The sequence below is a fragment of the Bradyrhizobium sp. B117 genome (assembly GCF_038969555.1).
Taxonomy (GTDB): Bacteria; Pseudomonadota; Alphaproteobacteria; order Rhizobiales; family Xanthobacteraceae; genus Bradyrhizobium.
On sequence record NZ_CP152414.1, the window covers coordinates 1957870 to 1979002 of the forward strand.

Here is a 21133-nt window from a genome sequence, read left to right on the forward strand (position 1 = left end):
CCTCGGCGACCGAGCCGGATCGTCTCGCGTGCGGCAGTGCGCTGGTCCGCAGTCCGGCGGAAGAGCAACCTCCGCCGTCAGCCAGCCAAGCACCGTAATGCGCCGTGTCAAGCCACCGGCACACCGTAATAGGCGTTCACCGAGCGCGCCGTCGCCGGGTCGCTCCAATTCCAACTGCTCTCGTCGGCGTATTTCGGGGCGCCGCGGAGCTGGTCCTGGGAAATGCCGGTGACTACATAGCCGCCGAGGTTGGTGTCGTATTTCAGCGTCTGCCATGGCAGCGGATAGTGATCGTCGCCGATGCCGAGCAGGCCGCCGAAGCTGAGCACCGCGTACGACACCTTGCCGCTGATCTTGTCAATCATGACGCGCTCGATGTAGCCGACCTTTTCGCCCTTCGCGTCGTACGCGTTCGTGCCCTCGACCTTGTCGCTGCCGATCAGGCTGAACGTCTCGCGATCTTCCGTGGTCATGTTGACCTCCTGGGTGTTGTCTTCGGGAATCAACGGGGCCACGATGCCTCTGTTCCTGGCACAATCCGGGGCGAAAAGTTGATTTCCCAGGGATGAAGCGGCCGGATCGGATGACGCGCCCAATGTGCCGGACGAAGTCGGCGAGCGGAGTTAGAGCATGGAGCTGACCGATCTGGAGCGGGATTTTCTGAGGAAGCTCCTCGGCGAATCCTGGGTCAGCCCGCCGACGTTCGACCATGAAATCGTGGCGCGGCTCGTGGAGCTCGGTCTCGTGGAAACCGAACCGCTTCCATCCGGAGATATCGAGTATCGCATCACCGAGGCCGGACGGGCGGCGGCTACCGCGTGAACCACAGATCGGCGAGCCGCCGGCAGATCGGAGGAACGATAGCCTTGCCGCCCTATTGAACTGCAGGGACCGTCGCCCGCCGTTGAACTACGGCGCCTGTCGCGGATAGCCAAAGGTCTCACGACCCGCTATTCAGAACTAGCGCTCGCGAGGATAGCCAAAGGCGGCGGCCTCTTGGACTTCCGTGTTCTCGAAGCCACGGGCATAGGCACCCGCGCAGCCGCGCGAGGTCCACCCGCACCCGCCTTATCTGCCCCTCAGCGAGAGACTGATGCGCGTTACAATGTGGTCCCACTCCCGCTCTTCGCTCGCCGGGTAGTTGATCAGGACGCAGTGAATCAATCCGCTCGAGAAGTTGCACCGGTTGTACCAGACCTTGAACGCCAAGCCGACGGATCACTCAAATTAAGGCTGCAGACATTCAACTAAAGCGATTGAGGCTCAATCTCTCCGGTGAGGCGGCGGCCTTACCGGACACCCAAAACGGCTACTTGCCACTGGTGAAGGATATGTCCTGATTGGGTCAAAATGCGAAGAACTCAGGTTGAGCAAATCTGGTCGGCTCTGCCGCGATGAGCGGACCGCCGTCAGACCCGGCGCAACTTCGCAATGGGCCATTTCCGGACGTTCACGCCGCGGGGCGGCGGTCATCCTTGAGCGAGTTCACTCATCGCCCGTTCCTTAACATTCTGACGCGTGTTCAGGCTTGGCTGGTGATTCCCCAGTAGACGTCCACGAAATTCCTGAAGCACCGTTTGATCGAAACGGTTCTTTGAGCGGATTTGCGAATCTCGCCTCTACGATCGACCAGTAACGCGATAGACTCGTGCGCTCCCCTCGACACCGCGCAGGGGCGCGTCGAACCCCTCGACATCCCGGGCCATCAACAGCTCACGAACGCCGGGCGCTGTGAAGAGTGCCTCCGTCAGGCAGATTTCGCCCGCATCCGCGAATGATTGCACTCGCGCGGCTATGTTCACGGTCTGGCCGAAGTAGTCGAGATTCTCGTTGAGGGTCACGGCAATGGACGGCCCGCAATGTGCGCCCATCTTGAGAATGATCGCTGGCTGGCCGTGCTCGCGGTTGAAGCTGCCGATTTCCTGCAACATGTGAAGCGCGGCCGCAACGGCGTCGACCGGCCGGGAGAACGCCGCCATTACAGCGTCACCGATGGTCTTCACGATTGCACCGGCATGCTTGTGGGCAACTGCATCGAGCAGGGCGAAGTGTTCCCGCACCAGCGCGTATGCATTAAGATCCCCGAGATGCTCGTAGAGAGCGGTCGAGCCTTTCAAGTCGGTGAACAGGAGGGTGACCTGCCGGACACCGAGGCCTTCCTCCTCGTCGACACGCTCGGAGCGGAAGAGCTTGCGGAAGGTCTGCCGCGTTAATAGCATGCCGCCGGATACGTAGGGGTCGAACTCGAGCGTCGGTTTCTCTGGCATGGTCACTATGTCTGGCGGCCAGTTGATCAGAAGTAGCGAGCCGCGCTTGGGGCCGGTGTTGCTGACCTCGAAGACCGCAGGCCCCAACGGCAGGGCCGAAAGAGCGGACGTGAAACGCTGCCCATCGTAAGTGACGCGTACAGTCGTCGGCGCATTGGGCGCCGACTCGGTAGCCGCAGATGAGTCCACGATCGGTAGCATGAAGCCAGCCTGCGTCTGGACGTTGACGCCCGAGAGAGCGCCGGGTCCAATCTCGGCATGCAGGATCGTCGTTACGCTGGGTGGCAGATATGTCATGCCTCGCACGAGGGTACGCAGGACATCAACAAATCGGGTTTGGCCGCCTGGCAGCCGCCCACTGTCCGCGAATTTCAATTTCCAGTGCAGGTCTTCAATCGAGAGGTTGTCAACGTCATGCAACGCGAGGCGCCGGACTTGCGGCGAGACGGAGAAAGAAGCCTCGATAAAGTCGTCAAGTTCCGTCTGACCGTCGATATCGCACAGGCCGCAGACGAAATGGCTTCGGAGCGCGCGGAGCTTGCCGAAGCTTTCCAGCACCAGGCCAGAGTGGGGGCACAAAATGTCCCAATGCAGGTCGACCAACCCGGCGCGAGCGGCGTGGAGGAACAGATCGATCGACTCAGGCTCGGCAACGCCGCGATCACGCGCAAAGGCCAGGGGATTGGCGCGGTAGACACTGACTTCGTCGCCGCTGCGGATCAGCGTTTCGAATTTGGAGATGACGCGGGGACTCCAGGCACGGGCCTGCTCAATCTGGATCATCTTGGCTTCAAGAAGCCGTTCGTCAATGGATGTCATCGCCAGCTCCCGACGGTAACAATCTATCAGCTTCGCCGACCGTTCGGGCTATCAGTCGCCGGGTCAGCTTACAATTATAACACAGTGGCAGAGGTCCCGCTGACCATCCGGCCATGTCGCATATGGGTCAAAGGCTGCCGCGGCTGCCTTGCATGACCCTCTTCGGGTCACCGCTAGGAAGCAGACCTCGCGGCGCTCGGCGCCAGGTGGCGGCCACGGTCAATTCCGGACTTTCCTAACCGGCCGCGTAATCTTCGAACGACGCCATCTATTTCCCGGCTGCGTCAGGTGGCGTAGAATGTTACTGCCCCTTGAAGCGGGACGTGCCGAAAATCACCGCCCGGGCAAACGAGCAGTATTGGTGCTATCGGCAGGCACGCTCTCTGGAGACCGTTCTTTTTCGGTTTCGCACCACCGGTTCTCAACGAACTTTGCGTGTCGCATCTACGGCCGCAGGTTCAGTAATGTCGGGAGAAAAGCCATGAGCAGGGTCGATCGAAGGTCCGCACTGGGTATCGGATTGGCAGTGGCTTCGGCTGCCATGATCAAGCCAGCCGCCGCACAGGCCACAAGCTACAAGGATACGACGCCTTGGCCAGGCGTCGTGGTGCGTGAATATGAAGGCGAGACACCATCCCTAATCCCAGGTTTTAAGACGGTCTCCATGCGCGATGTCATTATGCAGCCGGGGTCGAAGACCATGGGTCCCCCTATGATGAATGCTATGGTCTGCCATATCACCGAAGGGGAGCTTCGGCTTGACCAGGAGGGAAAGACCTTCACGGGCAAGAAGAATTTTGTCTGGACCTGCAACAAGGAGACAAAAGAACAGGCGTTCAACGATGGGAGTGTGGTCGCGATTATGCGAATTACGGACCTAAAGGCTTAACACTGGTTTTCGCAAGAGATCGATTGTAGAGCGGATGGCGCACGCGACGACGCGCCATCCGCGTGCAGGTACGGTTTGGGTCAAAGTTCGAATAACTCAGGTTGAGCCCGCTGCGCCGCAATGAGCGGACTCCGTCAGACCCCGCTTCGCAGATGGGCAGCAGCCGACCAGAACCGCTGACGCAGCCGCTGGGTTCTATTTGGCTCTCAGGCTTTGAGCCATGTCGTCCTGCCCCTGCGCGAGCTTGTCATAGGCATCTGCCATCCGGCTGTATTGAGCCTTCGTTTCCGAATCTCGCATCAGATCACTCTTGGCACGACATTCTTCGGCTTGGTTGCGGTAACGCTTTGCGTTCGCCGAATGATCCATCTATTCACGATTATCCCGATGCGCCTTGCTTTCGGTGCGATACATCGCGCTCTCCATCACGGTGAGACGAAGGGCGCCGCGATATGCAGTTGTTCGGCTTGCAAGGCGAGCTTTTCCTTTTGAAGAGCTTTGCTCTCTTCAATGGCAAGCTGGGCGCGAGCAAGAAGGGGATCAATCATCCGGCGATCATGGACGCGGAGAAGCTTCGTTCCTATGCCTATGTTAACTTTCGGGTTTTCTTTCGGAAACGGCTCGTAGGTCTGACGACCGAGAAAGGTATCGGGCCGGGGCAGCCTGAGTACCTCCAGGGCTTCTCGAATGGTTTGCCGCAACATTTCGACGTGTGCGGCATCTTTTGGTGAGAGTTGATGAAAGTGACGGATGACCGGCATGGCCGCGCTCCCTGTTGTGCAGGCGGGAGCACGGCAGTGTCTCTCAGCCATCGACGCCTACGGCAGAGCCTCGGCCGATGATGTAAGAACAATAACGCCGCGAAGCGGAGGTTCCTAGGGGAGTTACGGCCGTGAGCGATCACCTCAGCGGGCTTTGCTGCTCGGCTCTCGTAAGCGCGTTCAGCCGATCCAATTGACCTGCCAAACCGGTGAAGTTCCGCGCGATGTTCTTCATGAGGGAAGCGCGGTCGATGGACGTGCCCGATACTTGAGAAAGACCTTTGAAATGAGTTGCGAGTTCAACGCATTTTGCCGCCGTAATCATGTTCGGCTCCAGAATGAGAAATCGGTGACGTGCACCCGCTAAGTCTGAAACTGAAGTGTTGTTCCACCAGCAACAATGCTCCGGGCCGTTGGCAAACGTCTTCACCGGGTCATGAGCGCCGTTTGGAAGATCGGCCGGTTGCTTCCGGTCTACCTCGATAAGCCGACAACTGAGGGCGCCCGAACTTGGCATTCAGGCCATGAACAGACATTCGCTCACGGCCGCTTCATTTCGATTCCCATTGCAGCTTGAGGACGGCAGCGAGCAGAATATCAGGTCTCGATAATCGTGGCAGCAGGGCATGTCGCCGCGTTGCAAACGCGGGGCGAGGCGCGTGCCTCCTGGGATGGTCCGGTCGTGCTCCGAGTGCAAGCCACGACCGGACCATACATTCGGTCAAAAGCGCCAGCGAGCTGAGTGGCTACGACTACTTCTTGCGCGGATCGTCGGCTGGGTTGATGTAATCGATGCCTCCAGGACCGACAAACTGAACTTGGAGAACGGCCTCCTCATTTCCGGTCCAGGCGTAGTGAGGGTGCTTTGCCGGATATACCCACAATGAGCCTGGCTTTAACAACTCGCCTTTCTTTTCAAACGTTTCGCCGTGACTAGTCCCGATATAGCCACTTATGATGGTCACGACCTCGGAATAGGGATGAGTATGCGGCGGCATCTGAAAATTTGGAGGGAATTTGATGCGCAAGACAACCACATCCCCTGCTTTTGTTGCGTCTCCCACCAGCGTTGCGAGCTGGACACCTTTGGGAAAGGCCGGGTTCTCCTTCCACGCAAGTGCATCAGGGGTGACCCGCGTCAGCGTGTTTTGCGCTGTCGCCGGGAATGAGAACACCACCAAGCACGCAATCACCAAGAGCTTCTTCATGTGAGTGCCTCCCACGGTAATGTGGAACAAGACACATATTAGAGCTCCTTGGAGCTAACCGAGTCCAGTGGTTGTGACGCTCGACAATGACCGCTCGGGGTCAAAACTGGCTGTATCTGCCGGCTTGCCCTGCGTTCGGTCTACTCCGTAGAGCTGACGCAGCGACGAGTGCGCGGATGGGCGGCTACGGGCCATTAGGCGACATTAGCGGTATGGCCCGGTCACTCGATCCGTCGTACAATATCTCGTCGGTTGGGTTGAGAGCCATGGTGCAGGAGCGGCCGGTCCGATTCGAGCGCAGGTTAGCCGCAATATTGGCCGCTGACGTGGCTGGTTACTCGCGGCTGATGCACAGCGACGAAGAGGCTACGCACGCCAAACTGAAAGCGCTCCTCGCGGGCAGTGTCGAACCCGCGATTGCGGAGCACGGCGGCCGCATCGTCAAGAACACCGGCGACGGGTTCTTGGCGGAGTTTCCGAGCGCGGTCGAAGCAGTTCGGGCTGCTATGCAGTTCCAGACCCGCATTCTTGAACTGACAATCGCCGACGTGGAGGACACGCGTATTGCTTTCCGCGTGGGCATCAATATCGGCGACGTAATTGTAGAACCGCACGATATCTTTGGGGACGGCGTGAATATTGCCGCTCGTCTTGAGAGCATTACAGAACCGGGCGGAATCTGCATCTCGTCTGCCGTCTATGATCATGTCCGCGGCAAGGTCGCAATTGAATTTGCTGATCTTGGTGAGCAGAATCTCAAAAATATCGCTCGCCCGGTCCGGGCTTACGCAGTCATCCGGGATGGGCCAAGCTCGGCGATAGAGACCACGCGCGCGGTGCCAGGCCCCATTTCACCGCCTCATCTTTCCATCGTTGTGCTGCCGTTCGCCAACCTCGGCGGCGATCCCGAGCAAGATTACTTCGTGGATGGTGTAACCGAAAGCTTGACCACTGACTTGTCCCGCATCAGCGGCTCATTCGTCATCGCCCGCAACACCGCGTTCACTTTTAAGGGCAAGGCCGTCGATGTGAAGCAGGTTGGGCGGGAGTTAAACGTCCGCTATGTGCTCGAAGGCTCTGTGCAGCGAGGTGGCAAGCGATTGAGGGTGAACGTGGAGCTGATCGATGTTCGAACCGGCAATCACTTATGGGCGGAGCGGTTCGACAAGCCGGTCGCCGACCTCTTCGATATGCAGGACGAAATCGTATCAAGGATTGCTAACATGCTTAGAGCCCAGCTCGTTGCGGCTGAGGCAACACGCGCGGAGCGCACCTTACATCCTGATGCAATGGACTTGGTGTTCCTGGGCAGGGCTTACCTTTACAAGGGGGTCGCCGCCGAACACTTGACGCAAGCACGAGGGTTTTTCGAGCGTGCCTTGGAGCTCGATCCCCGCAACGTCGAGGCATTGGTCGGCGTGGCGAGTGTCGATGCCACGATCGGAGCACTATCTATGACCGACGACGGGACCGCGCGGTTTGCGGCAGCCGAGTCGGCCTCGATCAAAGCACTTTCCCTCGCGCCGAACCACGCTTTGGCCCATCTGACCTTGGGCTGCGTGCAAATGTTTACGAAACGAGCTGATCAAGGCATCCGTGAGTTTGAGCTGACGTTGGCGCTGGATCGAAATTTTGCCAACGCCCATGCGCTCATCGGTTTTGCCAAGTATTTTCTCGGCCGTGGCGAGGAAACCGAAATACACGTTCAAGAGGCATTCCGCCTTTCTCCTCGCGATACCTTGGGATCCCGATGGATGGCTTGGGTCGGCTTCGCCAAGATGCAGCTCAACCTTGATGCCGAAGCTGTCGTCTGGCTGCGCCGGTGCCTCGACGCAAACCGGAACTACGCCGTCGTGCATTTCTGTCTTGCGGCTGCTTTGGCGCGTCTCGGCGCGCTAGACCAAGCGCGGGCTGCCGTACAAGCAGGACTTACGCTTGATCCGAACTTCAACATCCGCCGCTTCCGTGCCTTCGGCGTAAGTGACCATCCGGTATACCTCGCCGGGCGCGCGCGCGTCTATGAGGGCATGCGCGTGGCCGGGGTGCCGGAGGGGTAAGCGACCGGCGATACGGTCATGTCTGTTTCGGGTAAAAGGCCGCCCTCTGAGCGACCAACCACTCAGAAGTGGAGCAGTCCAAGCATCTAGCTAACCACAAAGGAGATCGTAAGCGCAATCCGGAGAATTTCCGTCAGTAGTGGTGACAGAGATCCCGACGGCTTCTGTTTGTCATGCGAGACGGATCGAGGATCATCTCGCTCAGCGATCAGCTCAATGCTGCGCTCAAGGAGGCGAGCATACTAATAAGCAGCTCTATAGAGAAGTACACCATCTACAGCTTACGCGACATCTATGCAGTGCAAGAATTGCGAATGCGCGGACGTCTTCGAGGTTGCCCGCAGCAGGAGTACGACGGCAAGCAGGCAACGCCAGCCGTGTTTGCAACGCGGATGGCAACTAAACAGGCTGCGGGGGCCGTATTTGCGACGAGGCTGGGTGAGGAATCCTTGCCTCAAGGGCGGCAGGCTCAATTGGAACCTCTTCGGCTAAGATGTGTTCATCGACAAACAATTCGTAGGAGGACGCCTTGAACAGGAGTCTTTTGTCGCTCGGGTCAGCAGTCTTGATGGCGATCTCAATTGCCAGCGCATCTGCGAAAGACAAGCCGAATGAAACGTTCCTCAAGAAAGCGATCGAGGGCAATTTCGCTGAAGTGAGCATGGGAGACCTTGCGCAAAAAAATGGGGAGAGCGAGAAGGTTAAGTCGTATGGCAGAATGCTTTCTACAGACCACGCTGCCGCCAATCAGAAGGCTCTGGATGCTGCCAACAGCCTAGGAATGAACCCTCCTAAGGGGCCTAATGCGAAGCAAAAAGCCGATTATAACAAAATGTCAAAAATGTCTGGGGCGGGTTTCGATAAAATGTTCGCAATACACATGGTCGCAGACCATCAAAAGGATATCGCCGAGTACAAGAAGGCATCCAAGAATAAGGACGTTGCAGGGGAATATGCCTCGGGTCAGATCGATACGCTGCAAAAGCATCTCGATGCTGCAGAATCGTTGAAAGGGGGAAAGTGATTTGTCGCAAAAAACCTCTTCGGCAATAAAACGGCTACTCAATACATTCGGCAGAACCCCGGGTAGAGGATCTCTTAGCAGCTTGTCTCCTGATGTCAGTTTGTGAGACGGGGTGGGTATTTGACAGTTTCGTTGGAGTGGCCTGTACGGCAAGCAGGCCGCAGTCACGGCGTCTGCCCCGGGGCAGCCGCGCGACACACGACCATCAAGCTGACCAAAGCTGACCGGCCTCAATTCGTGGCGCGTCGAAGAGACGTTCGTCGGCTGTCCGCATCATCAGCACCCTCTTTCTCGGGGTTTATCGGTACTTCGGCGATGGGCCGCCGCCCGCTGTTCGAAACCATGATCTTCGGAGGCTCGCTCGATCACTTCCAGAACCGCTGCTCTACCTGGGACGAGGCCGAAACGATGCATGCCGAAGCGGTCGATCAGGTTTGCCGGGGCCATCTGCGGAAGTGACCGACGAGAGCGTGCTTCATCTGCTCTATCGCTACGGGCTGGCGATCAACATGATTGCGATAGCCAACTCGATGTTCGGGCGCGACGTACGGAGGACCGCGCTGTTGACCCTGCTGCGCGGCAAGTTGAGGACGCCGCCGAAAGCGATGCCGGTCGCTTTGAAGCTTTGGCGGATGTGGTCGGCTACGACCTGATCGCCCACCGAAAAAGCGGCCCCAACTCGGGGTCGTGAGTTGGGACCGATACTACGCAGGGCCAGCCCAATGGGGATTTTGCTGGTCCCAATGACCTAACGCGCACCGGGCTTGGGCGTTCTAGCGATATGGCATCCGATGTACGGGGTGGCGCGGCTTACGTCGGAAAGGAACTGGCGTTCCAAACAAACCGCGCCGCTCCCAAAAGGCGGCCCCAACTCGCTGGGTGGGCAAAGTTGGGGCCGAGAAAGCTGTTCGAAGGGCATGATGCTGGCCCAGCCCCCAGCATCAAGCTGCCCAGCTCCCAACATGCATCCGGCTCGCAGTCTGGCGATATGGCAATCTATGTATGGGGGTGGCGCGACCCCTCCCGTCCTGCCCACTGCGGCCGCCATGCTTGTTAGCCCGCGTCACAGCCGGCGGACAGGTTCCGCCCTAAGGCAATCGGCATATGGGCTTAGCCGCGGAGAACATCAAAATTGAGGATCGATTCGCGAAGAGACTTAGCTGGGTACCCCGGCCAAATCTCTGTTGCTGGTGGCATGGAGGTGCTTATATGTCGTTCGATCCGATGGCCGCTGCCGTCGATTGGCTCGATGCCTACCGTGCGGGCGATATCGATGCGATACTCGAAATGTACGCCGACGACGCCGTGGTATACTGCGATTGTGACGAAGTAGCTATCACCGGCAGAGAAGGCCTTCGAGCCTACTGGGCTGCTCGTCTGCGGAAGCGCCCCGCCACCGAGCTGGACGATCTTCAGCCCTCGCACGGTGGGATATTGATCTCGTACATCAGCGGGGCAGCCGTAGTGAACGCGGTTTTGTCGTTTAACGCTGCCGGAAAAATCAAGACTCTGTGCTGCGGTCCGTCACAGCATCCAGCTCCTACCGCAGTGCGTTGCGGCTCGGAGACGCGCCGTCGAACTAGGCGCGTCCTAAGTCTTACACGACTCTGCTGAGGGTCAAAATGCGAAGAACTCGGGTTGAGCAAATGTGGTCCGGTCTGCCGCGACGAGCGGACCTCCGTGAGACCCAGCGCCACTTCGCAGATGTCACAGAAGGAGACTTTCGGCCGTGCGAACGACCTACGAGGCAAAATATCGGGCTGCGTGGTGCGCGCCGCCAAAGCGGGGTTCAATCCGTGGGCTGCGGGCCGTCGTACCCATCGATCACGATGATATCGATGTCCACGGCGCCCGCGCGCAGTTTCCTCGCCTTGGTGTATTCAGGTGAGCGGTAGCAGGCGAGCGCGGTTTCGTAGTCCTTGAACTCGATCACGATGTTGCGCTCGCGCGCCTTGCCCTCCACCGCCTCGAAGGTGCCGCCGCGCACCCGGAATTTCGCGTCGTATTTGCGGAGCACCGCCGTGAGGGCGGGGCCGTAGGCTTTGGTGTATTCGGGTTTGATCACATCGATGCGCCCGATCCAATACCCGTTCGGCATGTTGTCCTCCTCATCGTTGCTTTCTCAAATCAAAAGGGCCACTGGCGGTTGAATTGCTCTGCGTGCCGATGGTTCCGTTGACGACACCGTCGGGCTGAGCGTAGTGCCGCGGCGGGACAGGCTCATCGACCGTCGAGGTCAGTTCAGGGTCAAGCTGCGAAAAGGTCAGGTTGAGCAAATCTGGTCCGCTCTGCGGCGATGAGCGGACCTCCGTCAGACGCGACGCAGCTTCGCAGATGGCTCGATTCCGTTGAAAAAGGCCGGCAGTGTTTCATTGTAATCCGTCGCGACGCGGCCGAACTGCTCTAGCGACCCGATGCGAGCCTCGGGGTTGGCATCGGGATCAGCTTCGCCATCTTTCGAACGTTCTGGAGAAGCTGAGGCCGATACGTGGCTCTCTGCCGCTGGGGTGCGCCGCGCGGCAAGCAGTCGATGATCGGCACATCCTGATCTTTGGTCATCAGCATCTGCGAACAGCCCGGCACCGAGCAGTGCTAGAGCGGGCATTCCAAATTGGAAAAACAGCCCGAGGAATTCGAGGATGTGAGCGGTCGCGGTTGACGGCCCGAAGACGGCGAGGGGATCATGACAGCGACAACCCCACTGCGATTGCGGTGAACGTCGGAAGCCGGGACCACGCCGCTGGGCAGGATGGTTTGCCGCTGATGCGGGACGAATTCACGACGCCGGCTTCGGCGTCGAGGCGCTCGCCAAACCAAATGCTGGCGCCGTGAATGTTGAGGAGATGCAGGGCCGGCGATCATCATCGCAGCGCCTCCCGCGCCGGCGCCAGGACGTTACGAAGCTCTCCTCCAATTTGCGGTTGGAAATGACGCGGAACAGCGCGATCGAGATACGGCCGCGTTCCGTGACGAACTGGATGGACGGCGACCGGCCTTAAGGGCGAGTCCGTGCTGGAGCAGGGGGCGGACCGGCGAGCGGGTGCTGTCCTAATTCGGACACCTGAAGTTTGAATAGGCCACTCACGATTCACATATGTGCTGGGTAACTCCGACTGGCCCCAGCCCCAGTTCCAATGCCCCCATCGCACCCGCAGAGGGGAAGTAGGACACCTCTAATCCCCGCCTACGAATGACCTCCGAAACCAGACGATCGAATTCAGTCCGCGCTTCATCAACTTGGGGGATAGTGTCCTGGGTTGATGTATCCGCGCAGGCTCCCGATGGCCACTTGGTTACCCTCAGCGCCGATCGCTGGCCTGACGACCTGAGGCTGTCCGACGTCGAGCCGCGGTTTGTCTGCAGGCGCGCGGCAGACGCGGTGCCGACATCCGGCCGGACTTCAATTGGGATAAGCTGCCTGCGCCATCGATGGGTTATCGCAACAAGGACATGAGGCGGCCTTTCGACGATCCGATAGATCTAGGCGGACGCTGCCGGATGACAGTTCGTGATGCCGTACATTTCAGGTGCGAAACCATCGACCCCCACGGCTCTCGGCTTCCTGTGCGAGCTTAAGCCACTCGGCGGCCAAGCGCTGCCACTCTTCCTTGTCTAGCGCGCTAGTCGCCTTCTCCGCCAGGTGGAGGCAATCCTCGGCTTCCCTACGGAAGAGTTTCGCGTCTGTCAGGGCCATGGCGTAAGGGTAACGCACAAAACAGGGCGAAGTTGGAGGCCCGCACCTGAGGTTCACGTATAGTCTCCTGCCGTACAGGTGATGGCGAAGAAGTTCTTCGGCATTGCTCAGCCTTCCTCGTCAGCAAGCCCAAGGAGCGCAGCCAGCAGGCGTGACAGCGCCTGCATTTCAGCCGGTCATCCCTTGCCGTTCAAGGGCGCCGCCGTCCCGACCGGCCCAACTGGCTCAGGCTGGTGGCCTGACCGAAACGCCCCCCAACGCACAGCCCCGGCCTCACCGCCGGGGCTTTTTTGGGTTGATAGCCTCTACCCGGGATGCCACGGGCTTTCTGCGCTGCGGGAATTAGTTCAAACTGCCGCTGCTCACAATGGGAGGTGCAGCTTCAAAGGAACCTATGCAGCGCAACTCGACCACGATCATCATCCGCATCAATGTCGCGGCCAGCCTCTTCGGCATCGCCGCGATTATTAAAGCGATGATGTAGCAAAGCCAAACCCCGGCTTCCGGTCGGGGTTTTTGCGTCAGCGCGCCGTCGAAGGACCGGCATTGATAAAGACGGCCCCGGTGCGACCGACGGGGAGCCGGAGCCGTCTGCCAACCCTTCAGGCCAGCCCGCCGTGGAGGACTGACGAGCCTGAAATGCTCAACGCCTCGCCTCGTTCCCTCCTACTTTGGTTGGTCGCGACGGGGAGCAGCCAATATCGTCCGCAGAGGGATGCCGCAAGGCCATGAACTCATAAAACGCTGCCCGGATCAGCTCGTCGATGTCTGCTCTACGCTCAATAGCGGAATAGCTGACATCCCTCAACCGAGAACCGTACTCAGCGACGATATTAGTAGAAAACTAGCCGGCGCCGGGCTGAGAGCAGCGGCTTTTCTTTACGCACTCCCATGGCCGCGACTATCGCCGCATGCATGGGGAAGAAACAGTCAGCGGTAGCGCCAGTTTTCGACGCCATCAATTAGAACACTCTTGGTTACGCAATTCATCAACTAGACGTGCGAGGTAGGGCGGCAGCGGCCAGACTTCGAGAGCTAAGTCTTGTTGCAACCTATCATCTACCTCGTCACAGATCGACCGGGCAGTCTTATGGTCGATGTGGTCGGATATTCGGTTGGTGGTGGCCATTTCGCGATATCCCGATTAGGTCCCACGATTATCTCAAGCAACAGGGCTGGAAATTGTTTCGCGTTTCTTTTGAAGGATCCGATGGTTCCGTCTATTGGAGAGTGATCACGGCGCTAATCGCCACTCGGTCGTTGCCGCTGCTCTCATCCCTCATTTCGTGCGCCCTGAAATCAGAAGAGGCCGTCCATTCGGGGTCAAAATCGGAAGTCGGGGTTCACCGCGGTCTCGGTCCGCTCCTTGGTTTGAAGCGAGCCATTGCCCCTTCTGGGTTGACAGTCAGCACAGGGCAAAAAAGCGAATTATTCTGCGCAGCGCCGAGAATTCCGGCCTAGGCAATGCGTGTACCGTCGCTCCCATTTGTCAATGTGGTTGACGGTAATCGCTCGGAATTGCTGTTCCGCGAACTATTGGATGAAGTCCAGGACGATCATGTTGCCTTGTAGAATTGGTCGTGGTGGTTGAAGTTCGGCCCATATGTCACCGGCTGCAATAGCGGTGTCATGACGTGCTGGCGGAGCGTAGCCGCGGCGGGCGACTGATGATGAATCGAGAAAAGCGTTATCCAGTAGAGGAGTATCCTATGAAGTTGGCTCAAACATCAGCACTGGTCATTTGTCTGCTCTGCGCGCCGGGAATTTCGTTGGCCGCAGACGTCAAGGGGGATGTGGAGAAGGCTTACGCAGCGTGGGATGCCGCATTCAACAAGCACGACGAGAAGGCCATCGGCGCCTCCTATGTCGCGACGGCAAAATTGATGCCGCCGACACATCAGGTCGCTTCGGGTCCGGCCGAGATCGAGAAGTTCTTTGCCGGACTCTTCGCGAGCGGTGTGACTGATCACAAGTTGGAGATGATCGACGCCGGCGGAGACGACAAGGTTGTCTTCGGTACAGCCAAGTGGAGCGCCACGGGTAAGGACAAGGAGGGCAAGCCGTCTCCCTTCAGTGGTTTGGCGACGCACGTCTTCGAACGGCAAGCCGACGGATCACTCAAATTAAGGCTGCAAACATTCAACTAAAGCGATTGAGGCTCAATCTGTCCGGTGAGGCGGCGGCCTTACCGGACACCCAAAACGGCTACTTGCCACTGGTGAAGGATATGTCCGGATTGGGTCTTGGCCGTGTAAAAACGTCCTAACAGCGCCGTAGGTTGCGAAGTCATGCTGGGCGCGGGCCGGTCCTTTGCAGATGCCAGTGATGTATTGTCGGACCTCAGCGGGCAAATTGTCTATATGACGAGGATCCCAAGGATGCTCCCTATTTACGGCATTACCTTTGGAAACAGCGGGCAGTCAGCAGACCGCTTTCGAACTCAAGGACTCGCTGAAGCGGCGGGGCTATCGCAGGAACGACGGCAGCGACGGGAGACCTAAGAGCTGGTTCATCGATGTCGACGAGACCGCCCTCGACGACGAGATCGCGTTCCTGCGGACCCAGATCTACATGCGGGACGTCGAGCCCAGCGTGCAAAGGCCAACCGCCTTCACCCGTTTCTCCGGCCGCATCTAAGGCGGCGCTGCTGACTTACCGGGCGAGACGCTTCTCGACGCGCTTGCGGCTGTTGCCGACCTTCTTGACGGCCTTCTTCACGGCCGATGCCGAGCGGCCGGTCTTCTTCGCTTCGTAGCGGACTTCGTAGTCCTGACCTTTGGCGACGCGTGCCCGGTCCTGCTTGCGTCCACGCGCAGTCTTCTTCTTCGCTGCCGCCATCGGCTCCTCCTCTTGCGAACTGATGACGAGGCAACGCCGCAAGGATTCGCGGGTTCCGGAAACGAATCCTGCCGTCCGGGCTTGAGTCCACCGATTGTTACGTTGGAGTTCGTTGCGTGGTGTTTCAGCGACGTAAACCGGCGGCGGTCGGCGTGAAGGCGCCGTTTCCCGGCTTCGTAGAACCGGCCTTGGCATCATCGATCGAGAAGGTGCCGTCCGGAGCGCGATGGATTCACGAAATCAAGTTCGACGGCTACCGCGTCCAGGTCCATCTGGCGAACCAAGCCGTGAAGGTCTTCACCCGCCGCGGTCACGACTGGACCAACCGGTTCAAGAAGGTTGCCGACGACGCCTGGCACATCAAGGCAGGATCGGCGATCGTGGACGGCGAAGTCGTGGTCCCCGCCGCGGACGGTACGACGGACTTCTCAGTCCTTCAGAACGACCTGAAAGGCAGGTCGACCAGCATCGTACTGGTCGCCTTCGATCTCCTGTACCTGAACGGCCGCGACCTCCGGAAGCTGCCGCTTTTCCAACGCAAGACCGAACTAAAGAAGATCGTCGACGGCACCGAGATCCAGTTCAGCGAAAGCTTCGAGATTGAAGGCCGCGAGATGTTCGCGCATGCCTGTAAGATCGGACTGGAGGGCGTTGTCTCGAAGGTGCGCGACAGCGCGTACGGCAGCGGCCGCGGCAACAACTGGGTCAAGAAGACCTGCGCGCAGCGCGAGACCCTGACGATCGCCGGTTTCGCTCTCGACGCAGGCAAGTGGGATGGCATCTATCTCGGTCGGCGCGATGGGGACGACTTGGTCTACGCCGGCAAGGTCGACCACGGCTTCGATAAGGTCTCCACAGTCGACCTGCAAAGGCGACTGAAGCCGCTAATCCGGAAGACGCAGCCGTACGCGAGGCGGATCGCCCACAAGGGCATCTGGGTGGAGCCGAAGCTGCTCGCCGAGGTCGAGTACCGCGCGAAATCGGCGGACGGCAAGGTGCGCCATCCGTTCTTCAAGGGACTGCGGGAAGATCTTTGATTTGGGTGTCGGGAAGAGAATTAGCTCGTCCCGCTGCGCTTCGATCCGCCGCGGCTCCTGCTGCTTGGTCAGTCTAGACAGCCCGGCGGCTTCTGCCTGCCACCAGCCCATAGACGAACAGTACGATGATCGCGCCGACCACGGCGCCGACCAGCCCCGCTCCTTCGCCGGGCCGATACCAACCGAGCGCCTGACCGAGATAGGTCGCCACGAACGCTCCCACGATTCCAAGGATCGTGGTCAGAATGAAACCCGTCGGCTCGTTGTCGCCGGGCATGATGAATTTCGCGATGACTCCTGCGACGAAACCGATGATGATCGTCCAGATGATGCCCATGTTTTCCTCCAAGTGCGCGTTGCGTTAGCCAGCCGACGGAGAAGGAAGGCGTCCGTCGGGCGTGTATCTGTCCACTGCAGTCGGCAGCTCGCGGGACAAGCGGTCGAGTATCTCCTGCTGCGACAGTCCGGTTTGCTGTTCCAGCTTTTGAAGCACGTCAGGACCGATCGCCTGCTTGAGCTCGGGCGGGGTGACCTCCCGGTTCGGCCCGTGATCGACCCAGGACCGCGCGGCGTCACCCTGGCCGTTCTGCTTGAAATGCTCGAGAAGTTCACCTATCCCGCCGTTGAGCAGCGAACCCACGCCACCGCCGCCGACCAGGCCGCCCAAATTGCCGAGCACGCCGCTCAGCGAGTCCTTGTTGCCTTCCGCCGGCTGGCCCGAGGTGGCGTTGCGAAACATCTCCGCCAGCTTGTCCCGATTCTGGTAACCGGCGAGAGCGAGCATGCCCAAGAGGGCGGTCATCGATGGCATTCCGCGGCTCATTTTCCGCTCCTGTATTCGATTGTTGTCGCGTGCAAAAAAGGCGGCCCGCCTGGGAGGCGGGCCGCCGACCGACTTACCGCATGCCTGTGCCGTAGAGTTGGCGCTCGCGGCGGACCTCGTCCGGCCCGTACGGTTGCGCCGCTGGATCGTAGCTCTTCCAACCCGACTTTTGCCAAGCCGCGCTGCGGTCGCGCAGATTCACGGCGGATTGGTCGAGGATCGCTTCGTACCGCGCACGATCGCCGTCAGGAACGCGGGCCGAAACCATCGTGCCGCCGCGCCTTACGCCTTCGGCATAGAGAGGTGCTTCTTCCTCGGAAACGCCGGCTTGCGTCAGCGCACCGACGACTCCGCCCGTGGCGCCGCCCGCGACCGCGCCTAGCGCCGTCGAGGCGAGCCATCCGGCCGCGACCACCGGACCCAAGCCCGGAATGGCCAGCAGTCCAAGGCCCGCGAGCAGACCGGCTGCGCCGCCGAGACCCGCGCCGACGCCGGCCCCCGTAGCAGCACCTTCGGCACGATCGTCGACACCGTCGCGGTCGCGATCGACTTTCTTGTCGGTGCTGTACCAGTTGTCGGAATTGTTCGCGACGATGCTCAAGTCCGAATGCGGCAGACCTGCCGCTTCGAGGCTCGTCACCGCGCGCTGCGCGTCCGAATAGTTGTCGTAGAGACGTGAAATGGTAACGGTCATTTTGAATCCTTGTCTGCGTTCGCTACTGCGCTGGGTTACTTGGCCGCGTTGATGTTGCCCTGAAAATCCAGGCTGACGTCCGTCGATGTGCCGCCCTTACTGGCCTTGCCGCGCCACACGCCGTTGTCGTCCTTCTTCAGACCCGTGACGTCGGTGTAACCGGCCTGCTCGATCTTCGATTTGGCCTGGCCTTCGGTAAAACTGTTGGCGCCGGAGACTGGATTGTTGGAATTGTTCTGGCCGGAACTGTTGACCGCGCTGTTGTTCGGACGGTCGGTCGCCGGGGGATTTTGCGCGAACGACGGACCCGTCAGAAGCGAAGCGGCCGTCAGCAACAGAAGAAGTTTCTTGTTCATGTCGTCCTCCAGTGTGGGCCGGGCACAACATATGCTGAGCTCAGAGGTTCCAAGTTTTCCAGGTTCGGATTGACGCAGCAGGGGTCGGGATGCAGGCGACGTCAGCGCCCGCGTCGCTGAACGGCTTCGCAGAATGAGACGCCCATCGCTGCCGATCGAACCATGAGAGGTAGCCGGCGTTTACTGACATCATGTCAGACGCATTCGATTACTTCCGCGCCTACGCCGTCAGAGCTCTCTGCAAAGCGAGATCCATGCCGCGGGGCAAGATGAAGCATCTGCAACTGGTGGCCGGCCGGATCTACAATCTCCTCAAGAAGGAGGCTGCCTACGGCCCCAATGTCCAGCATCTTGAGGACTTTCGCGCCGCCCAGAAGCTCGAGGCCTCTCTTGATCGCCGGCCAGGTGAGCGCTCCGGCGGTCGCCTAGCTCCGGCGGCGCCGCAAAGCTCGGATAGGAAGGCTGGCTGAATGCCTTCGCTCGACGCGCGCGGTGTGGCAAGTCTTCTGCGAGAGTACGCGCAGCGCACCGCCCTGCGGGGCGCCAATCCCTACCGGGCGAAAGCCTACGCTAGGGCCGCCGACAGCCTGGCGGCCCTAGCCGTTCCTCTGGATGTGCTCGTCGCCGAAGATCGACTTACTGAGATCCCGGGCGTCGGCGATGCTATTGCCGACATCATCACCAAGGTTCACAAGACGGGCAGTCATCCCAGCCTCGAAAAGCTGCGGAAGGAGATTCCCGCGAGCGTTCTCGAAATGCTCGCTATACCCGGCCTTCGTCCGGAGAAGGTGCTCCGCCTATACAAGGATCTCGGCATCGGCTCGCTCTCGGAGTTGGAGGCCGCCGCCAACGATGACCGCATCAAGAAGGCGAAAGGACTCGGCGCCGCGCTGCAGACCAAGATCCTGCAGAACCTCGCGATCGCCAAAAGCGGAGAAGGCCGCCTCCACCTGCACCGCGCTGCCGCGCTGCTCGCGCATGCGAAGGACTCGATCCGCAAGTCCCGCCCCGAATTCAAGCGTGTGACGATCGCCGGCGATTTCCGCCGCGGCTGCGAACTCGTTGGCGATCTCGCGATCGTTGCGGAGGCTGCCGAGCCGGGCAAGACATCGACGCCACCGGCCGACGGGCTGCAAATCCGAGTATCTGACCGCAAGCACTTCGGCGCTGCTCTCCTCTTCGCGACAGGCTCCGCCGCTCACGTCCAGCAGCTCCAAGCCTTGGCTGCCGAGAAGGGAATGCGCTTGGAAGCCGACGGTTTGCATGACGGGCGGACCCTGATCGCCGACGACGAGGCCGAGATTTATCGCGCTCTCGGGCTTCCCTTCATCGATCCGGAGCTCCGGGAGGGTCGCGGCGAGGTCGAACTGGGCCTGAAGGGCAAGCTGCCGAAGCTCGTCACCGACAAGGACCTGCGGGGAATCCTTCACTGCCACACCGATGCTTCCGACGGCACCGAGACCCTGGCGACGATGGCGAAGGCGACCCGCCAGCGCGGGCTCGAATATTTCGGGGTCGCCGACCACTCCAAGTCTGCGCACTATGCCGGAGGTCTGTCGGTGGAGGAGATCGCGCAGCAGCACCTGGAAGCCGACCGCCTGAACAAGCGCTTCGGCAATTTTCGAATTCTCAAAGGTATCGAGTCCGACATTATGGCGGACGGGTCGCTCGACTACGACGACGAGGTGCTTGAACGTTTCGACTTCGTGGTCGCCAGCATTCACGGCCGTTTCAAGCTGGACCGCAAGGCACAGACGCAGCGCCTGCTTCGGGCAATTTCCGATCGTCACACCACGATCATCGGCCACATGACCGGACGGCAGCTTCAGCGGCGGCCGGGCTACGAAATTGACGTCGAGAAGGTGCTGCGGGCCTGCGCCAAGCACGATGTCGTCGTCGAGATCAACGCCCACCCATGGCGGCTCGACCTGGACTGGCGTTGGCACCAGGCTGCCCTCGAATTTGGCTGCATGATGAGCATCAATCCGGATGCGCACTCGATCCCCGAGCTCGACCACATGCACTGGGGCATTGTGATGGCCCGCAAGGGCGGTGTCCCTGCCGATCGGATCCTAAACGCGATGACGCTTGCTGAGATCACGCGCTATCTGCGCCAGAAGCGGCGCTCGCTCGCTCGCGCCGCCTGATGGGCGGTGTGTCGATCGTTGGAGGGAAATGTCTAGCTTACCAGTCTACCATTATGAACGAGAGATACCGATGACCGACGCTTCCAAGATCAAGGAACACATGGACGTGATTTCATCCGACAGGAAGATGGTCGGGAAAGTCGATCATCTAGATGGGGCCGGCAAGCTCAAGCTGACGAAGCAGAGTTCGCCCGACGGTCAGCATCATCACTTCATTCCGCTCTCCTGGGTCGATCACGTTGATCAGCACGTGCACCTCAATAGAACCGGCGCCGATATCACCGCGCACTGGCAGCACGCTCAAAGCTGACGTAAACTCGGTTCGACTCCTGCATCACTGCGGCAAAAGCGTCCAAACCAGGAGGACAACTTATGGTTCTCGCGCAATTCGATGGTTGAAAAAAGACGGCGCGTGGCGCATACGCCGCGATGGCAAAACGGAGCACGGATACGCCACGAAGGAAGCTGCGTTCGAGGCCGCAATTGCGGCGGCTTCGATCGCGCTGCGCGAGGGCCATG

General features: G+C 59.8%; 25 protein-coding genes and 1 pseudogene. 12 read left to right on the forward strand and 14 right to left on the reverse strand.

The window, feature by feature from the left end:
* Positions 1–107: 107 nt before the first annotated feature.
* The gene (locus AAFG16_RS09490; protein WP_342738941.1) at positions 108–473 is read right to left on the reverse strand and encodes a PRC-barrel domain-containing protein; all 366 of its coding nucleotides are present in this window, start codon (positions 471–473) and stop codon (positions 108–110) included.
* Positions 474–630: 157 nt separating this feature from the next.
* On the opposite strand from AAFG16_RS09490, the gene AAFG16_RS09495 reads away from it, so the two are divergent.
* Positions 631–822, forward strand: coding sequence for a hypothetical protein (locus AAFG16_RS09495; protein ID WP_018643618.1), 192 nt, complete (start codon positions 631–633; stop codon positions 820–822).
* Positions 823–1619: 797 nt separating this feature from the next.
* Here AAFG16_RS09495 and AAFG16_RS09500 read toward each other — a convergent pair.
* Complete coding sequence (locus AAFG16_RS09500) at positions 1620–3086, reverse strand: DUF5939 domain-containing protein (protein WP_342738942.1); 1467 nt, start codon at positions 3084–3086, stop codon at positions 1620–1622.
* Positions 3087–3567: 481 nt separating this feature from the next.
* On the opposite strand from AAFG16_RS09500, the gene AAFG16_RS09505 reads away from it, so the two are divergent.
* Positions 3568–3975 carry a hypothetical protein gene (locus AAFG16_RS09505; RefSeq protein WP_027565162.1) on the forward strand — a complete coding sequence of 136 codons (408 nt, stop codon included), beginning with the start codon at positions 3568–3570 and terminating at the stop codon, positions 3973–3975.
* Between the two features lie 195 nt (positions 3976–4170).
* Here the strand turns inward: AAFG16_RS09505 and AAFG16_RS09510 are convergent, their stop codons facing one another.
* From AAFG16_RS09510 to AAFG16_RS09525, 4 genes are all read right to left on the reverse strand, one after another.
* Complete coding sequence (locus AAFG16_RS09510) at positions 4171–4344, reverse strand: hypothetical protein (RefSeq protein WP_156950911.1); 174 nt, start codon at positions 4342–4344, stop codon at positions 4171–4173.
* A gap of 56 nt (positions 4345–4400) precedes the next feature.
* Positions 4401–4736 (reverse strand): hypothetical protein, encoded by a 336-nt coding sequence (locus tag AAFG16_RS09515; protein ID WP_342738943.1) that lies wholly within the window; start codon positions 4734–4736, stop codon positions 4401–4403.
* A 139-nt stretch (positions 4737–4875) separates the two neighbouring features.
* Complete coding sequence (locus AAFG16_RS09520; protein ID WP_342738944.1) at positions 4876–5061, reverse strand: hypothetical protein; 186 nt, start codon at positions 5059–5061, stop codon at positions 4876–4878.
* Positions 5062–5488: 427 nt separating this feature from the next.
* A complete protein-coding gene (locus tag AAFG16_RS09525) occupies positions 5489–5944 on the reverse strand; it encodes a cupin domain-containing protein (protein WP_342738945.1) in 456 nt (151 codons plus the stop codon).
* 266 nt (positions 5945–6210) lie between these two features.
* Here AAFG16_RS09525 and AAFG16_RS09530 point away from each other — a divergent pair, with 266 nt between their 5' ends.
* The 4 genes from AAFG16_RS09530 to AAFG16_RS09545 all read left to right on the forward strand — a co-directional run bounded on the left by AAFG16_RS09530 (position 6211) and on the right by AAFG16_RS09545 (position 10639).
* Positions 6211–8001, forward strand: a complete 1791-nt coding sequence (locus AAFG16_RS09530) for an adenylate/guanylate cyclase domain-containing protein (RefSeq protein WP_342740881.1) — start codon at positions 6211–6213, stop codon at positions 7999–8001.
* 529 nt (positions 8002–8530) lie between these two features.
* Positions 8531–9025 (forward strand): DUF4142 domain-containing protein, encoded by a 495-nt coding sequence (locus tag AAFG16_RS09535; protein WP_342738947.1) that lies wholly within the window; start codon positions 8531–8533, stop codon positions 9023–9025.
* Positions 9026–9480: 455 nt separating this feature from the next.
* The gene (locus AAFG16_RS09540; protein WP_342738948.1) at positions 9481–9678 is read left to right on the forward strand and encodes a hypothetical protein; all 198 of its coding nucleotides are present in this window, start codon (positions 9481–9483) and stop codon (positions 9676–9678) included.
* 634 nt (positions 9679–10312) lie between these two features.
* Positions 10313–10639 carry a nuclear transport factor 2 family protein gene (locus tag AAFG16_RS09545; RefSeq protein ID WP_342740882.1) on the forward strand — a complete coding sequence of 109 codons (327 nt, stop codon included), beginning with the start codon at positions 10313–10315 and terminating at the stop codon, positions 10637–10639.
* A 175-nt stretch (positions 10640–10814) separates the two neighbouring features.
* On the opposite strand, the gene AAFG16_RS09550 is transcribed toward AAFG16_RS09545, so the two are convergent.
* The 3 genes from AAFG16_RS09550 to AAFG16_RS09560 are packed head-to-tail and all read right to left on the reverse strand — an operon-like array spanning position 10815 to position 11630.
* Positions 10815–11123, reverse strand: a complete 309-nt coding sequence (locus AAFG16_RS09550; protein ID WP_342738949.1) for a DUF1330 domain-containing protein — start codon at positions 11121–11123, stop codon at positions 10815–10817.
* 10 nt (positions 11124–11133) lie between these two features.
* The gene (locus tag AAFG16_RS09555) at positions 11134–11301 is read right to left on the reverse strand and encodes a hypothetical protein (protein ID WP_342738950.1); all 168 of its coding nucleotides are present in this window, start codon (positions 11299–11301) and stop codon (positions 11134–11136) included.
* A gap of 35 nt (positions 11302–11336) precedes the next feature.
* Positions 11337–11630 (reverse strand): hypothetical protein, encoded by a 294-nt coding sequence (locus tag AAFG16_RS09560; RefSeq protein ID WP_342738951.1) that lies wholly within the window; start codon positions 11628–11630, stop codon positions 11337–11339.
* 2798 nt (positions 11631–14428) lie between these two features.
* Here AAFG16_RS09560 and AAFG16_RS09565 point away from each other — a divergent pair.
* Both AAFG16_RS09565 and AAFG16_RS09570 read left to right on the forward strand, forming a co-directional pair.
* Positions 14429–14866 carry a nuclear transport factor 2 family protein gene (locus tag AAFG16_RS09565; RefSeq protein WP_027564687.1) on the forward strand — a complete coding sequence of 146 codons (438 nt, stop codon included), beginning with the start codon at positions 14429–14431 and terminating at the stop codon, positions 14864–14866.
* A 271-nt stretch (positions 14867–15137) separates the two neighbouring features.
* Positions 15138–15356, forward strand: a pseudogene (locus tag AAFG16_RS09570) (3'-5' exonuclease); the annotation flags it as partial.
* 15 nt (positions 15357–15371) lie between these two features.
* On the opposite strand, the gene AAFG16_RS09575 reads toward AAFG16_RS09570, so the two are convergent.
* Entirely contained in the window at positions 15372–15557 is a 186-nt protein-coding gene (locus tag AAFG16_RS09575) for a DUF3606 domain-containing protein (protein WP_212257770.1), read from the reverse strand.
* Between the two features lie 116 nt (positions 15558–15673).
* Between AAFG16_RS09575 and ligD the strand changes: the two genes are divergently transcribed.
* A complete protein-coding gene (gene ligD / locus AAFG16_RS09580; protein WP_342738952.1) occupies positions 15674–16594 on the forward strand; it encodes a non-homologous end-joining DNA ligase in 921 nt (306 codons plus the stop codon).
* A gap of 73 nt (positions 16595–16667) precedes the next feature.
* Here the strand turns inward: ligD and AAFG16_RS09585 are convergent, their stop codons facing one another.
* From AAFG16_RS09585 to AAFG16_RS09600, 4 genes are all read right to left on the reverse strand, one after another.
* Entirely contained in the window at positions 16668–16931 is a 264-nt protein-coding gene (locus AAFG16_RS09585) for a GlsB/YeaQ/YmgE family stress response membrane protein (RefSeq protein WP_342738953.1), read from the reverse strand.
* A 24-nt stretch (positions 16932–16955) separates the two neighbouring features.
* Positions 16956–17417: a YidB family protein gene (locus tag AAFG16_RS09590; RefSeq protein WP_342738954.1), complete on the reverse strand. Its 462-nt coding sequence runs from the start codon at positions 17415–17417 to the stop codon at positions 16956–16958.
* Between the two features lie 73 nt (positions 17418–17490).
* Positions 17491–18111: a hypothetical protein gene (locus tag AAFG16_RS09595; protein WP_342738955.1), complete on the reverse strand. Its 621-nt coding sequence runs from the start codon at positions 18109–18111 to the stop codon at positions 17491–17493.
* A gap of 35 nt (positions 18112–18146) precedes the next feature.
* Positions 18147–18467, reverse strand: coding sequence for a hypothetical protein (locus AAFG16_RS09600; protein ID WP_342738956.1), 321 nt, complete (start codon positions 18465–18467; stop codon positions 18147–18149).
* A gap of 254 nt (positions 18468–18721) precedes the next feature.
* Here AAFG16_RS09600 and AAFG16_RS09605 point away from each other — a divergent pair, with 254 nt between their 5' ends.
* The 3 genes from AAFG16_RS09605 to AAFG16_RS09615 all read left to right on the forward strand — a co-directional run bounded on the left by AAFG16_RS09605 (position 18722) and on the right by AAFG16_RS09615 (position 20924).
* Positions 18722–18937 (forward strand): hypothetical protein, encoded by a 216-nt coding sequence (locus tag AAFG16_RS09605; RefSeq protein WP_342738957.1) that lies wholly within the window; start codon positions 18722–18724, stop codon positions 18935–18937.
* On the forward strand, positions 18938–20614 hold the full coding sequence (locus AAFG16_RS09610; protein WP_342738958.1) for a PHP domain-containing protein: 1677 nt from the start codon (positions 18938–18940) through the stop codon (positions 20612–20614).
* A gap of 70 nt (positions 20615–20684) precedes the next feature.
* On the forward strand, positions 20685–20924 hold the full coding sequence (locus tag AAFG16_RS09615) for a DUF2171 domain-containing protein (RefSeq protein WP_342738959.1): 240 nt from the start codon (positions 20685–20687) through the stop codon (positions 20922–20924).
* Positions 20925–21133: the final 209 nt, after the last annotated feature.

What these genes read in the sequence shown, in the direction of transcription:
- AAFG16_RS09490 (WP_342738941.1), bottom strand. Translation starts at nt 473, where the DNA reads ATGACCACGGAAGATCGCGAGACGTTCAGCCTGATCGGCAGCGACAAG.
- AAFG16_RS09495 (WP_018643618.1), top strand. Translation starts at nt 631, where the DNA reads ATGGAGCTGACCGATCTGGAGCGGGATTTTCTGAGGAAGCTCCTCGGC.
- AAFG16_RS09500 (WP_342738942.1), bottom strand. Translation starts at nt 3,086, where the DNA reads ATGACATCCATTGACGAACGGCTTCTTGAAGCCAAGATGATCCAGATT.
- AAFG16_RS09505 (WP_027565162.1), top strand. Translation starts at nt 3,568, where the DNA reads ATGAGCAGGGTCGATCGAAGGTCCGCACTGGGTATCGGATTGGCAGTG.
- AAFG16_RS09510 (WP_156950911.1), bottom strand. Translation starts at nt 4,344, where the DNA reads ATGGATCATTCGGCGAACGCAAAGCGTTACCGCAACCAAGCCGAAGAA.
- AAFG16_RS09515 (WP_342738943.1), bottom strand. Translation starts at nt 4,736, where the DNA reads ATGCCGGTCATCCGTCACTTTCATCAACTCTCACCAAAAGATGCCGCA.
- AAFG16_RS09520 (WP_342738944.1), bottom strand. Translation starts at nt 5,061, where the DNA reads ATGATTACGGCGGCAAAATGCGTTGAACTCGCAACTCATTTCAAAGGT.
- AAFG16_RS09525 (WP_342738945.1), bottom strand. Translation starts at nt 5,944, where the DNA reads ATGAAGAAGCTCTTGGTGATTGCGTGCTTGGTGGTGTTCTCATTCCCG.
- AAFG16_RS09530 (WP_342740881.1), top strand. Translation starts at nt 6,211, where the DNA reads ATGGTGCAGGAGCGGCCGGTCCGATTCGAGCGCAGGTTAGCCGCAATA.
- AAFG16_RS09545 (WP_342740882.1), top strand. Translation starts at nt 10,313, where the DNA reads ATGTACGCCGACGACGCCGTGGTATACTGCGATTGTGACGAAGTAGCT.
- AAFG16_RS09550 (WP_342738949.1), bottom strand. Translation starts at nt 11,123, where the DNA reads ATGCCGAACGGGTATTGGATCGGGCGCATCGATGTGATCAAACCCGAA.
- AAFG16_RS09560 (WP_342738951.1), bottom strand. Translation starts at nt 11,630, where the DNA reads ATGCCCGCTCTAGCACTGCTCGGTGCCGGGCTGTTCGCAGATGCTGAT.
- AAFG16_RS09565 (WP_027564687.1), top strand. Translation starts at nt 14,429, where the DNA reads ATGAAGTTGGCTCAAACATCAGCACTGGTCATTTGTCTGCTCTGCGCG.
- AAFG16_RS09575 (WP_212257770.1), bottom strand. Translation starts at nt 15,557, where the DNA reads ATGGCGGCAGCGAAGAAGAAGACTGCGCGTGGACGCAAGCAGGACCGG.
- AAFG16_RS09585 (WP_342738953.1), bottom strand. Translation starts at nt 16,931, where the DNA reads ATGGGCATCATCTGGACGATCATCATCGGTTTCGTCGCAGGAGTCATC.
- AAFG16_RS09590 (WP_342738954.1), bottom strand. Translation starts at nt 17,417, where the DNA reads ATGAGCCGCGGAATGCCATCGATGACCGCCCTCTTGGGCATGCTCGCT.
- AAFG16_RS09595 (WP_342738955.1), bottom strand. Translation starts at nt 18,111, where the DNA reads ATGACCGTTACCATTTCACGTCTCTACGACAACTATTCGGACGCGCAG.
- AAFG16_RS09600 (WP_342738956.1), bottom strand. Translation starts at nt 18,467, where the DNA reads ATGAACAAGAAACTTCTTCTGTTGCTGACGGCCGCTTCGCTTCTGACG.
- AAFG16_RS09605 (WP_342738957.1), top strand. Translation starts at nt 18,722, where the DNA reads ATGCCGCGGGGCAAGATGAAGCATCTGCAACTGGTGGCCGGCCGGATC.
- AAFG16_RS09610 (WP_342738958.1), top strand. Translation starts at nt 18,938, where the DNA reads ATGCCTTCGCTCGACGCGCGCGGTGTGGCAAGTCTTCTGCGAGAGTAC.
- AAFG16_RS09615 (WP_342738959.1), top strand. Translation starts at nt 20,685, where the DNA reads ATGACCGACGCTTCCAAGATCAAGGAACACATGGACGTGATTTCATCC.